The sequence below is a fragment of the Streptomyces sp. NPDC050287 genome, assembly GCF_044459385.1.
Classification (GTDB): domain Bacteria; phylum Actinomycetota; class Actinomycetes; order Streptomycetales; family Streptomycetaceae; genus Streptomyces.
In genome coordinates, this window is record NZ_JBITIY010000023.1 from 1 (window position 1) to 12,553 (window position 12,553).

Consider the following 12,553-nt stretch of genomic DNA (forward strand, 5'->3'; position numbering starts at 1 on the left):
GAGAACTGGGCAGCCACTCACTCGGAGCCACAAACGGCAGGTCACCATCAGCTACACCCAGTCCTCCCGGACCACCACCATTCTTAAGGGGTCACGATGCTCATCGTCACCCGTGAGGGTGACCGGCGGTGCAAGCTCCCGCCGCACCAGCGTGTGCCGGTCGCGCTGGTGTACCTGCGCCGCCACGACACCCTCGCGCGCGTCGCGGCCGGCTTCGGGATATCCGTCGGCACCGCTCATGCCTATGTCACGGCTGTCGTCCACCTGGCAGATCCTCCGCAGAGCCCGCGTCAGTCCCGGCCGCATGACCGTCATCGCCAAGGCCGTCCTCACCCTGGAGAGGCATCGCTGAAAAGGCTCACTCTTCCCCCGCTGGAGATCTTCGAGTCGCGGACACTGCTCGACGACGTGTTCAACAATCTCGCGCTCCAGCGAGCCGAAGACGAAGACCTGCGTCACATGGAGGCAGCGCTGCGGGCGATGCAGGGCTCGGCCCACGATCCCCGGCGCTGTCTCGAGACGAACGTCGACTTCCACCGGGTGATCGCTCGTGCCGCTCGGGTGCCGCTGCTCAGCGGCATGTACGGCGCCCTGGTCCTCGTCCTGACGGGTGCGCTCATCCGTGCCTTCTACGTCGACGGCGCCGAGGAGACGGTGCGCCACAACCTGGAGGTGCAGGCCCGGCTGTTGGAGGCCATCCGTCTCAAGCACCGCAAAGGCCTCGAAACGGCGGCGAGGCTTCATCACACGGACATGATCAGTCTCACGCATCCGCAGCGCTCGCCGTCGGCACCCGTCCAGGCCGGTCTCGAGGACGACCGTCACGCGCGCTGACGCCGCCCCCGCTCCCGAGCTAACTCACCGGCCGCGCAAGGCGGGTCGGCTCTGCGTCAGAGCAGACGCCACAGGTGGTCTTCGGTGCCGTTGTCGTCGAACTGCACCACCTGGGCGCTGTTGGCCGTCGACATCCGATCGACGCCGATAACCTTGCCGCTGTGCCGGTTGCGGATGCGGTACCAGCCGTCGCCGTTGTCGAGCAGTTCCCACAGGTGGTCGTCGGTGCCGTTGTCCTCGAACTGCACGACGACGGCGCTGTCGGCGGTGGACATGCCGTCCACGCCCAGCACCTTTCCGCTGTTGCCGTTGCGGATGAGGTACCAGCCGCTGCCTCGGTCCACCAACTGCCAGGAGTGGTCGGCGGTTCCGTTGTCGTCGAACTGGACGACGCGGGCACTGTCGGCCAGCGACATGCCGTCCACGCCGAGGACCTTGTTGCTGTTGCGGTTGAGGACGCGGTGGAACGGCGGCTCCGGCACCCAGGCATGACCGTCGGGAGAAGCGGTGGGGAAGGCGGTGATGCGGAGCCTGGCCGCGCCCATGGGGATCAGGGTGACGTCCCCGACCGGAGCGGTGCTGCGTGCGGGGCTCTGCTGCAGGGGGTTGACGACATGCTGGCTGTCGGAGGTCCATGCCTCGATTCTTCGGACCCGCGCCGTGATGCGAACGGGAGTGGCGCGCTGGCTGAAGGGGTCGCCGGTGACCGGTCCGGAGTCCGCGGTGAAGCGCAGGCCGTCGAGGGGATCGGGGAGCAGACCGTAGTTCCACGGAGTTGTGGCGTGCACCGCGTACTCGGGGAAGGTGTCGGTGCCGGCGTAACGCTCGTAGCGCTCACCGATGCGCAGGGAGTAGGTGAGCGGCCCGTGGTCGACGCTGACGGCGCCGTGGTTGCCGGTCCAGGTACGTACGGTGGTGCGCTGCGGCAGGCGCACCGTGACCGTGTCACCGCTGGCCCAGGTGCGGTCGATCCGGGCGAAGGCGGGGCCCGCCGGGGCCGTGACCCGCGCGCCGTTCACACGGATGTCCGGGGCGGAGCACCAGCCGGGGATGCGCAGCAGGAGCGGGAAGGCGAGCCGCTTCGGCGCGGACACGGTGAGGGTGACGGTCTCCTTGAAGGGATAGTCGGTGTCCTCGGTGATGGTGACCTCGGTGCCGTCGGCGACCTTGGCCCGTACCCGGCTGGGCGCGTACATCGCGGCGGCGAGCCCGCGGTCGGGTGTCGCCAGCCAGAGTTCCTCGGTGAAGTACGGCCAGCCCATGCCGTAGTTGTGGGGGCAGCAGCGGTACTGGGTGACGCCGGGCTGGAAGGACTGCATGGCGAAGCCGTTCTGGAACTGCCCCTGGTTCTTCGCGACGTTGTCGAGGTCGACGCTGTTGGCGCTGGTGATGTAGTGGACGCCGCGGCCGTTCGGATCGGTGGCGGCGGGCAGCAGGTTGAAGGCCAGTTCCTCGCACCGGTCGGCCCACACCGGGTCGCCGGTGACGCGGGTGAGCAGTTCGTGGCTGGCCATGTACTCGACGATGCCGCAGGTCTCAAAGCCCTGCCGGGGGTCGCCGAACCCGGGCCGGGCGTTCTCGTCCCCGGCGGAGCCCCCGCCGGGGAACTGCCCGTAGGCGCCCATGACGGCCGCGTAGTTGCGGTAGGTGGCGCGGGTCAGGTCGGCGGAGCCGGAGCGCAGGGCGTACTGGGCGGGCTCGCGGAAGCCCTGGGCGACGTTGACGTTGTGCAGGTCGGGGAAGTTGTCGACCCAGTTGGCGCCGTACCGGTGCATCTTGTCGGCGAGGTCGAGGAGGAAGGCCTCTCCGGTGCGGTTGTAGAGCCAGAAGGCGAGGTCGAGGCCGTCGCCCCAGCGTTTGGAGATCCAGTCGGTGTTGAAGGCGCCGGGCCCCTGGGCGTTCATGTACCGCAGGAAGGGCAGCATCAGCCCGACGGCACGCCCGTCCCCGGTGTGCTCCTCGTGGCTGCGCAGCGCCTGGAGTAACGGCAGGTAGGGCCAGAAGTCCGGGTTGCCGTTGAGCTTGGTGCGCAGCAGCGTCGGGCCGAAAAAGCCGTCGGACTGCCGGGTGGCGGTGATCGCCTCCATCCAGCGGTCGTTGGTGGCCATGGCATCGTTGTCACCGGTCAGTACGGCGAGGTCCATGTGGCCGCGCAGCCAGTACGGGAGCTCCTCCCAGCCGTCTTTTTCAGGGTGTACCCAACCGGAGTTGTCGAAGTCGAGGTAGCGCGAGATTTCCGCGTAGCGGCCGAACAGGCCGTCGCGGAGCTGGTGCAGCTGCCGGGAGAGCCAACCGTGGGCGGTGACGCTGCCGAGCGGCAGCTTCAGGAACGCTGTCGGTGCGAGCGGCGCGGCGTTCGGGGCGTAGAACCCGCCACGAGCCGGGCGCACGACCGTGTCCCTGGCCGAGGCGGACTCGGCGGCAGCCGCGGCCGCGGCTGTGCGCGGACCCAGGGCGGCCGCACCGAGGGAAAGCGCGCCGTAACGCAGAAGACGTCGTCGGTTGAGGGGCACTGATACTCCTTGGACAGTCTTGCCGACGGATGACGGGCACGCACTGTTCAACGTCGGACTTTGGGGAGACGTGTTCGTATCTGTGGACTGACGTAGTCGCATGACAGCATGCGTCCCCCACCCTGTCCATCCCCGCTGCCGACACTTCTCCTGCGTCAGCAGGTGGGTGCGGGAGTGAGAACGGGGTCGTCCGAGGCGGGCAGGTCGTGCCCCAGCACTACGACGACGCCGTCGACGTCCTGCTGACCTACGAGGGCGGCGGGAAGGGCTGCTTCGGGCGGGAGACGAACCCGGGACCTGACCTACGAGGACTCCTCCCGCCTGCGCCCCGATCAGGGCACGGCCGATGCGGCTTCTGACCCGGCAGCCGCGGTCGAGGGGCGAGCGCCGGGCGCGCCGGGACGGCGTCCCCTCTGGCACTCCCCCGGCCGAACGGCTCCCCCCGGCGTCGTGGGCGCAGGCGGTGATGTGCCGTCTGGGTGGCTACGCGGCGGGCGCTGCGGCGGCGACGCCGGTGGCGGTGCGGATGAACGCGGCGACGGCGGGCGAGCGTGAGTGCTGCGGCCAGGCGAGGGCGAGTTCGAGGGGCCGGAGGTCTTCGACGGTCCGGTAGGCGATGCCGGGGCGGGGGTGACGGCGGGCGACGGAGACCGGGGGGAACCAGATGATGCTGCCGACCTCGATGAGGCTGAAAATCTGGGACATGTCCAGGCGCCGGGGCGGACCGGCGGATGCGGTCTTGCTGGTGGGGCTGGGCGGTCGCCCGTCCTGGTCGGCGGGTGATCCGTCGGGCAGGACCCTGCCGTGGAGGTCGGCCAGGTTCAGGTGAGGACGGTCAGTGAGCGGGTCGGTCGCCGCCAGCGCCACCAGCCGGGGTTCGGACAGCAGCGGTTCGCTGTCCAGGCCTTGGTCGTCGAAGGGGCGGGGCAGCAGCGCGACGTCCGCACGGCCCTGGCGCAGGGCCGGCACCTGTTCCCCGCGTCCGCCCAGCACGAGGTCGACCGGGAGGGCGGCTTCCTGTGTGCGGTAGGCGGCGAGGATGCCGGGGAGGAGCCCGCCGTCGTAGTCCGCCTTGAGAGCCACGCGCAGAACAGGTGTGGCCTTTCCGGCGTTGCTGGCCCGCTCCGCGGCGGCGACGACCGCGTCCAGGGCGATACGGGCATCCCGCAGGAGGGTCTGTCCGGCCGGTGTCAGCGTGACCTGCCGTGTGGTGCGTTCCAGGAGCTGGACGCCCAACTGCCGCTCCAGATCGCGGATCGCGCGGGACAGCGGCGGCTGGGCCATGCCCAGGCGCTCCGCGGCCCGCCCGAAATGCAGTTCTTCCGCCACCGTCATGAAATAGCGGAGCTGCCGCACTTCGAGGTCACTCATACCTTGAGGGTATCAGTGCCAACCCACTTGATCCTTCCGATTCACCGCCTGCCCGTCTTCACTGGACGGCGTCAACTGGAACCGCCGGAGCTGGGGTTCCACTGCGTGGCCGCGGCCGTCCGTCCGCCTGTCCGTGGTCGCCGTTCATGTGTGAGGGAGAGCTGTCGTGATCGTTGTCACCACGCCCACCGGCCAGATCGGCGGGCAGGTACTCAAGCGTCTCCTGGCGGAGGACGTGCCTGTCCGGGTGGTCGTCCGGGACGCTGTCCGGCTGCCCTCGGCGGTGCGTGAGCGCGTCGAGGTCGTCGAGGGTTCGCACGGGGACCCGGAGGTGGCCGCGAAGGCGTTCGCCGGTGCGCGGGCCGTGTTCTGGCTGACGCCACCGGACCCGCGGGCGCCCTCGCTGGAGGCGGCCTACCTGGACTTCACCCGGCCGGCGTGCGAGGCCCTGCGGGCGCAGCCGGTCGACCGGGTGGTCGGCGTCTCCGCCCTGGGCCGCGGCACACCGCAGGCGGCCCACGCCGGACATGTGACGGCTTCGCTGGCCATGGACGAACTGATCGCGGCCACGGGCGTGCACTACCGGGCGCTGACCATGCCCTCGTTCATGGACAACCTGCTGTGGCAGGCGGAGCTCATCAGGACGCGGGGCGTGTTCACCTCGCCGATCCGTGGCGAGCGCAGGATGCCCTCCTGCGCGATCCGCGACATCGCCGCGGTCGCCGCCGAGCTGCTCCTGGACGACTCGTGGAACGGGGTCGGCGAAGTACCCGTGCTCGGCCCCGAGGACCTCTCCTTCGACGACATGGCGCGGATCATGACCGAGGTGCTGGGGCGTCCCGTGCGTTTCCAGCAGATCTCCGGCGAGGAGTACAAGGAGCGGATGATGCGGTTCGGGTCCTCCGGCGCCATCGCGCAGGGGCTGCTCGACATGGCACTGGCCAAGGACGCCGGTCTCGACAACGCGGTCGTGCGCACCCCGCAGAACAGCACCCCGACCAGTTTCCGCCAGTGGTGCCGGGACACCCTCCTGCCCGCCGTCACCGGCTGATCCGCGCGGGAGCCGGAAGGCCCGTCCGCGGGAAAGCCCGGAAGGGAAGCGATGAAGAAGGCAGCCACATGAGCGACGACGTACAGACAGGCACCGCGATGACGGACCAACAGGTCACGTCCGTGCTGGAGGGTTTCGCCGACGCCTTCGGTCGTCAGCGGCGCTCCCCGATCCTGCACACTCCCGACGAGCAGGGACTCCAATGGGAGGACGTCACCTTCCCCGCACGGGACGGTGTGCCCCTGGAGGGCTGGTTCATCCCCTGCCCGGGCTCGGACAGGCTCGTCATCGCCAACCACCCCATGGGTTTCACCCGCTCCGGCCTGCCCGCCCACCTGGAGCCCTGGCACGCGCAGTGGGCGGCCAGCGGCAACGGCTTCGAGGTCGACTTCACCCCCGACTACAAGATCCTCCACGATGCCGGATACCACGTCCTCGCCTACGACCTGCGCAATCACGGCCACAGCGGAGAGGGCAACGGCGGAATCTCCTCCAGCGGCATCTACGAGGCCCGCGACGGCGCCGGCGCGCTGGACTACGTACGGCGCCGTCCCGACACCCGCGACACGGCCGTCGGCCTGTTCAGCCGCTGCCTGGGGGCCAGCTCGACCTTCGCCGCCATGACGCAGTTTCCCGACGCGTTCCAGGACGTGCGCTGCCTGCTCGCGGTCCAGCCCGTCACCGCCCGCGTCATCATCGGACGGCGCCTGGACCTGCTGGGACTAGCGGACCGCATCGACCAGCTCGAACGGCTCATCGTCGCCCGCACCAGCATCGGCTTCGCCCGCCGCAGCCCCGCCGAATGGGCGAAGAACGTCCACGTCCCCACGTACCTCTACCAGGTGCGCGACGACGTGCTCACCCACCCGAGCGACGTACAGGCCATGTTCGACAACATCCCCGCCGCCGACAAGAAGCTGCAGTGGATCGAAGACACCACCGCCCGGTGGGACGGCTACCTGGAGTTCCAGCGCCGCCCGGCACCGATGCTCGACTGGCTCGCCACCCACCTGAACGACTGACCCCGCACACCCGCCCCACCCCGGCGGGCACCGACAGGAGAGACGTGAACCTGGATCTGTCCGACCGCGTCGTCATCGTCACCGGCGCCTCCTCCGGCATCGGCGAGGCCACCGCCCGGCTGCTGCACCGCGCCGGGGCCCGCCCTGTCCTGGCCGCCCGCCGCACCGACCGGCTGGCCGCCCTCAGCAGCGAACTCGGCGACGCCCTCCACGTGACCACCGACGTCACCGACCCCGCGCAACTCCACGCCCTCGCCGACGCCGCGCTGCGCCGCCACGGCCGTATCGACGGCCTGGTCAACAACGCGGGCGCCAGTCTCCACCACCGCCTGGAAGACGTCGACCCCGCCGCGTACGCACGCCTGTTGACCCTCAACGTCGTCAGCGTCGTCAGCGCTCTGCAGGCGGTGGTGCCCGCCATGCGCCGCCGGCACGCCGGACGGATCGTGAACGTCAGCTCCGGCACCACGGTGCTCGCCCCGCCCGGCGTCGGTGCCTACGCCGCCTCCAAGGCCGCGGTCAACATGCTCAGCACGGTCGCGCGCAAGGAACTCGCCGGTGACGGCATCGACGTGTCCCTGGTCCTGCCGTCCGTCACCGCCACCGAGTTCGGCAACGGAGACCTGCGCCCCGGGGTCGCGACCCCCGCCGGCCTGATCGCGCACAGCCCCGAGTACGTCGCCGCCGTCATCCTGCGTGCCCTGCGCACCGGCGAGGAACGCATCGACATCCCCCACGGCCCCGAACGACCCGACATCACGCGGACACAGCCGACCGCCGACCCGGACCAGCTGGGCCAGGACCCCGTTGCCGGGTCAGCAACACCGAGCGGGGCCACGTGATCGACGTCAAGCCCGCACGCCCGTCAGGTGTCGAAGCGGCGGCGGGCGTCCTCGATGTGGAGGTACTGATGGGTCCAGCCGCACATTCCGTCGACCGTGGCGCGCAGGGCCTGGGCCGCCTCGGTGAGGGTGTACTCGACGCGTGGCGGCACGGTGAGGTGCACCGTGCGGGTCGTCGTTCGGTGCAACCGGACCCGCGGGCTCCCCTGACAAGTGAGGCGGGCAGCATGACCGCCATCGACGTCTTCGACCACCGGATCCCGGCCGAGAGCGACTTCGGCTACTCGCAGTCGATCAGGTCCGCCGACCTGGTCCACGTCTCCGGCCAGCTCTCGCTAGGCGAGGCGGGCGACTTCCGCCACGCGGACGACTCCGCCGCCCAGCAAAAGCAGACGTACGCCAACTTCGACAGGGTCCTGAACCACTACGGCGCCACCCGCAACCAGATCGTCTCGCAGACCCTGTACGTGGTGAACCTGCGGCAGAACGCAGCGGCGACGGCGGAAGGCAACCTGGCGTACTTCGGCGACCACCGCCCGGCCAGCACCGTCCTCGGGGCCCTCGAACTGACCTTCCCCGGCCAGGCCACCGAGATCAGCTTCGTCGTCGACACCAAACTGCCCGCCTGAACCCCGGTCAAGGCCCGACAGTGGGTCACAGCCGACGGTCCCCCGGACCGGCAGCGCTCCGGGGACCATGGGCGGTGGATCCTGTACCTGCACGCGTCCACCAGCTACCGGGCCGTAACCTCGAAGCCGCCCGCGTCCTGGGCGGCAGCGTCAACTCCTGGGCGCGGCACAGCATGTTGTCGTGTCGTCGCTGGCAACCTCCAGGCTCAGCCGGCCGTCTCTCCATGAGCAAGCGGGCAAAATCGCCTGTGCCGCCGATTCAGGACGGACGATCAGGACGGACGGATGAACAGCACAGAAGCGGGCCGAACAGGGGCTCCCCGGGAAGTGCAAGCAGCCTTCGCCATGTGCCTCGCGGTGGCTCTGGTCGACCTGGTCACCACGGTGTCGGGCACCTTCGTCGGACCCGACTCCGGGCTCGAACAGATGCGCGCGGAAGTGGGACGGCACGGCGCCGCCGCGCAGGCCGCGAGATCCATCGGTGCGCTGATCGTCGTCAACGCGCTGTGGTTGCTCTTCGCCTTCAAGATGCGCGCGGGCCGCAACTGGGCACGGCTCACGCTCGTCGGTCTCGGCACTGTCAGCGTGTCCTTCTTCCTCACCGGCATGAGCATGGACGGCTACCACTGGCCGACGGCGGCCGACCTCCACGATCTGCTGCCCGGCGCTACCCAGAGTCTGCTGTATACCGGCGCCATCGGATCGATGTTCCTTCCGGCGTCCAATGCGTACTTCTCAGGGACCCGGCACGCAAGCTGACGTGCCTGTCCCCGCCTCGACGGAGCCGGCGGAGGTGCGGCCCGACCGGGCCGTCAGCGTGGGTCGGCGGCATTGTGACGCAGCCCGTCGAGGAGCAGGCGGACCACCGCTTGCGCTCTCGCTTCCCAGCCGGGCTGGCCGTGCGACGTGCAGATGCCGCCCATGGCCTGGAAGACGGTTTCCGGCGTGATGTCCGCGCGGATCGTGCCGGCCTCGACCGCCGCGGCCATGACGGCGGCGATGGCATCGGTCATGGCCGCCCGGGCCTGCGCGAAAACCGGTGATCCGGTGTTCATGACGGTCTGCAGCGCCATGGCCATTCCCTGGCTGGCCGCGGAATGGGTGATGAGCTGCTGAAGGAACGCCTGGAGCGCGTCGTACGGGGGGAGCGTGCTCAGAAGGCGTGGTGCCGTGCCGCACAGGTCTTCGACTCGCTGGCGGTACACGGCCTCGACGATGGCCTCGCGGGTCTCGAAGTGGCGGTAGAACGTGCCTACCCCGACTCCCGCCCTGCGGGCGATCTCCTCGATACGGATGTCGGATTCCGCGGCGTCGAACGCCTCGCGCGCTGCCGTCAGGAGGGAGTTGCGGTTGCGCAGCGCGTGCGCGCGCAACGGCTTGTCGGCCACCGCCTTGGACTCCGGGGCTGCTCCCGGGACACGGGTGGCCAATGCACTGCTCCTCGCGTCGGGTGCCGGATGCCCGTCGGGCGCCCGGCACTGTGTTTCTGTCCCCGCCCAGCTTACCGGAATCAGATTCCGCTATGATTCCGGAATCGGATTCCGCTTTCTGTGGCGGCAACCCGTCATCCGTCACGTGCCGCCGCTGCCTCCTGCGTACGACACGGCAGTCAACCCGCGCGACACGGCAGGCACCCCGCGCACCAGGCAGTCGTCCGCCCACCTCGGCAGTCACCTCCGCAACACGGCAGTCACCCGTTCGACAAGGCAGTCACCTCTCATCGCGCTTCACGGCCCCCGACAAGTAAGGCAACGAGACGATGCAGCACACCACGTTCGGCCGACGCACCGGCCTGCGCGTATCGGAGTACGCGCTCGGCACCGCCAACTTCTCCACCGCGCCCGGCGTGGGCGCCGGGCGCGAGGAGTCCGGGGCGATCTTCAACGCCTTCGCGGAAGCGGGCGGCACCTTCATCGACACCGCCGACCACTACCAGCGCGGGGAGGCCGAGACAGTGGTCGGCGAACTGCTCGCCGCCGACCGCGACCACTTCGTCCTGGCGACCAAGTACACCCGCGGAAGCGGCGAGCACACCCGGATCAGCGAGACGGGCAACGGCCGTAAGACCATGGTCCGTTCGCTGGAGGCGAGTCTGAAGCGGCTCCGGACCGACTACATCGACGTGTACTGGGCCCACCTGCCCGACACCCTCACACCCGTGGACGAGATCGTCAGCGCTTTCGACGACCTGGTCCGGGCAGGAAAGATCCTTCACGGGGGCCTGTCCAACTTCCCCGCCTGGCGGGTGGCGGCCGCCGCGACCATCGCCGACCTGCGCAACAGCGCGCCGATCGTCGGCATACAGATCGAGTACAGCCTCGCCGACCGCACCGCCGACCGCGAACTGCTGCCCATGGCCGAAGCGTTCGGCCTCGGCGCCGCCCTCTACGCCCCGCTGGCCGGCGGCCTGCTGACCGGCAAGTACCGCCACAGCAGCGAGGGCCGCCTCACACGGTGGGGCGCCGGAGTGCACACTGAAGACGGAGAACGCAAGACCACGGTCCTCGACACCGTCCTGGCCATCGCCGAGGAGACCGGGGCCGACGCCGCCCAGGTGTCGATGGCATGGCTGCGCACCCGCGCCGCTCGCGCCGCCACCGCATTCGTCCCGGTCATCGGCCCGCGAACCACCACCCAACTCGGCGCCTATCTCGGAGCGCTCGACGTCGCCCTCACCGATGACCAGTACCAGCGGTTGGAGCAGGCCGGCGCCGTCGCGCTCGGCACACCCCACGAGACGGCCGCCGCCGCCCTGGCCGCGAGCCTCGGAGGCGACGCTCAGCGGGTCGATCGCCACCCCGTGCCCGTGATCTGATCACAGTGACGACGTGACCCGCTGCGGCGTTCACGGACCCGGCCGCCGGCAGGACCCGCCAGATCAGTCCGGAATCAGTCCGGACCCGCGCCCGGGGACGGTGCGGTCACCCGACCGGGCGTACTGGGCGGGGGTCTGGCCGTACTGCTGCTTGAAGGCGCGGATGAAGTGGCTGCTGTCCGAGAACTGCCAGCGGGCGGCCAGTTCGGAGATGCTCGGCCGGCCGTAGGAGGAGGTCAGTTCGGCCCGGGCCTGTCGGAGGCGGCTGCGGCGGATGTACCCGGCCACCGACTCCTCGACGGCAGCGAACGCCCGGTGCAACGTCCGTACGGAGACATTGAGTTCGCGGGAGAGCATGGAGGGCGAGAGGTCAGGATCGGTGAGGCGGCGGTCGACGATGTTCATGGCCGCCTGGGCGAGCGCGGGGGCCAGCCGGGGCTCGTTGTCGTCGAGCCCTTGGGCCAGGACTCCTTTGAACAGTTCGATCAGGGCGTCGCGGGCGGCCTGCACACCGCCCGGAGTGAGGTCATGCAGCAGCGAGCCGACCATCTGCGCGTGAGCCATCAGCACACGCATCTCGGCCGAGTCGGCCGGCCCGACGACCGACCGGTCACCGATCAGCGGTCCGATCTCCGCCCCGGGCAGAACCAGCATCTTCGACGTCGTCCGCGGTCCCAGCCCCAGGTGCCAGGGCGGGCTGGTGCGCCACGCGATGAACTGACCGGCCGGCACGGTGGGACCGCCACGATCGCGCGGCCGGGCGAAGCGCAGCTCGCTTTTCCGGATCACGTGCACCACGACCCGGTCGTCTAGGTGGTGGGCGTGGCTGCCCTCGGTCTCGCCGTCCGTCGCCTCGGCGTAGAAGTCGGCGACCACGGCATCGCGCGCCTTGGAGGCGTGCCATCGGACCCGGAAGGTGTCGGGCGTGTGCTTGTTGAAGGGCGGAAACGGAAACGCCCCGCTGACCTGTACGTCCCACTCGCGCCGCAACGCGTCGAAGCTGTCCCATCGCGTGATCCCGGCGGTGACGTCCGCGGCGAGCGTCCCGCGCTCTCCGCCGGCCCCCGGATCGGTGCGCTCGGTGCTGTCCATCGACTGTCGATCCCCACTCTCGGATGGCCGGCGGCGGTGTCACGCCACCCCATCCCTCTCCTCAACGACACCCTTGGCGCACGTGTTCCATCACGGCACACATTTTCCATACGGCGTCGTCTCATCCGGCGAGTCCCGCTCGCCGGCCCACCGGGCCTTGCCGTCGTGGACCCGGAGCAGATTCAAGCCTGTGGCCGTTGCTCTGTGGTGACGGACGGCTTCGCCATGTGGCGTCGTCGTCAGATGTCGCAGTTCGCAGGATCTGTCCGCGCCCCGGTGCGGGCATTTTGCTGTGCGGTGCCGAAGAACCAGGACGATCATCTCCGGGGCCGGCACCCGACGCACCGGGTGGAAGGGCACTCCCCTACGCCGTGGTGAACCGGC

11 protein-coding genes and 2 pseudogenes are annotated in these 12,553 nt (G+C 70.0%); 8 read left to right on the forward strand and 5 right to left on the reverse strand.

The features are described 5' to 3' along the window. Positions 1-96 precede the first annotated feature (96 nt). A pseudogene (locus ACIBK3_RS43705) lies at positions 97-267 on the forward strand (transposase family protein); the annotation flags it as partial. Beyond that, positions 265-834, forward strand: coding sequence for an FCD domain-containing protein (locus ACIBK3_RS43710; protein WP_399374129.1), 570 nt, complete (start codon positions 265-267; stop codon positions 832-834). The pseudogene ACIBK3_RS43705 and the gene ACIBK3_RS43710, both read left to right, overlap by 3 nt. Before the next feature lie 56 nt (positions 835-890). Here ACIBK3_RS43710 and ACIBK3_RS43715 read toward each other — a convergent pair whose 3' ends face one another. Continuing rightward, positions 891-3,347, reverse strand: coding sequence for an RICIN domain-containing protein (locus tag ACIBK3_RS43715; protein ID WP_399373987.1), 2,457 nt, complete (start codon positions 3,345-3,347; stop codon positions 891-893). Positions 3,348-3,830: 483 nt separating this feature from the next. Then, complete coding sequence (locus ACIBK3_RS43720) at positions 3,831-4,718, reverse strand: LysR family transcriptional regulator (protein ID WP_399373988.1); 888 nt, start codon at positions 4,716-4,718, stop codon at positions 3,831-3,833. Between the two features lie 166 nt (positions 4,719-4,884). Between ACIBK3_RS43720 and ACIBK3_RS43725 the strand changes: the two genes are divergently transcribed. The 3 genes from ACIBK3_RS43725 (at position 4,885) to ACIBK3_RS43735 (ending at position 7,633) form a co-directional block, all read left to right on the forward strand. Then, positions 4,885-5,769, forward strand: coding sequence for an NAD(P)H-binding protein (locus tag ACIBK3_RS43725; protein ID WP_399373989.1), 885 nt, complete (start codon positions 4,885-4,887; stop codon positions 5,767-5,769). Positions 5,770-5,837: 68 nt separating this feature from the next. After that, positions 5,838-6,791: an alpha/beta hydrolase family protein gene (locus ACIBK3_RS43730; protein ID WP_399373990.1), complete on the forward strand. Its 954-nt coding sequence runs from the start codon at positions 5,838-5,840 to the stop codon at positions 6,789-6,791. A gap of 44 nt (positions 6,792-6,835) precedes the next feature. Beyond that, positions 6,836-7,633 (forward strand): SDR family NAD(P)-dependent oxidoreductase, encoded by a 798-nt coding sequence (locus tag ACIBK3_RS43735; RefSeq protein WP_399373992.1) that lies wholly within the window; start codon positions 6,836-6,838, stop codon positions 7,631-7,633. A gap of 23 nt (positions 7,634-7,656) precedes the next feature. Here the strand turns inward: ACIBK3_RS43735 and ACIBK3_RS43740 are convergent. Then, positions 7,657-7,803, reverse strand: a pseudogene (locus ACIBK3_RS43740) (winged helix-turn-helix transcriptional regulator); the annotation flags it as partial. A 57-nt stretch (positions 7,804-7,860) separates the two neighbouring features. Between ACIBK3_RS43740 and ACIBK3_RS43745 the strand changes: the two are divergent. Beyond that, positions 7,861-8,262: a RidA family protein gene (locus ACIBK3_RS43745; RefSeq protein WP_399373993.1), complete on the forward strand. Its 402-nt coding sequence runs from the start codon at positions 7,861-7,863 to the stop codon at positions 8,260-8,262. 357 nt (positions 8,263-8,619) lie between these two features. Continuing rightward, the gene (locus ACIBK3_RS43750) at positions 8,620-9,021 is read left to right on the forward strand and encodes a hypothetical protein (RefSeq protein WP_399373995.1); all 402 of its coding nucleotides are present in this window, start codon (positions 8,620-8,622) and stop codon (positions 9,019-9,021) included. 53 nt (positions 9,022-9,074) lie between these two features. On the opposite strand, the gene ACIBK3_RS43755 is transcribed toward ACIBK3_RS43750, so the two are convergent. Continuing rightward, complete coding sequence (locus ACIBK3_RS43755; protein WP_399373996.1) at positions 9,075-9,650, reverse strand: TetR/AcrR family transcriptional regulator; 576 nt, start codon at positions 9,648-9,650, stop codon at positions 9,075-9,077. Between the two features lie 371 nt (positions 9,651-10,021). On the opposite strand from ACIBK3_RS43755, the gene ACIBK3_RS43760 reads away from it, so the two are divergent. Continuing rightward, positions 10,022-11,077 (forward strand): aldo/keto reductase, encoded by a 1,056-nt coding sequence (locus ACIBK3_RS43760; RefSeq protein ID WP_399373998.1) that lies wholly within the window; start codon positions 10,022-10,024, stop codon positions 11,075-11,077. A 63-nt stretch (positions 11,078-11,140) separates the two neighbouring features. Here ACIBK3_RS43760 and ACIBK3_RS43765 read toward each other — a convergent pair whose 3' ends face one another. Beyond that, on the reverse strand, positions 11,141-12,169 hold the full coding sequence (locus ACIBK3_RS43765; RefSeq protein ID WP_399373999.1) for a helix-turn-helix domain-containing protein: 1,029 nt from the start codon (positions 12,167-12,169) through the stop codon (positions 11,141-11,143). Between the last annotated feature and the right edge of the window lie 384 nt (positions 12,170-12,553).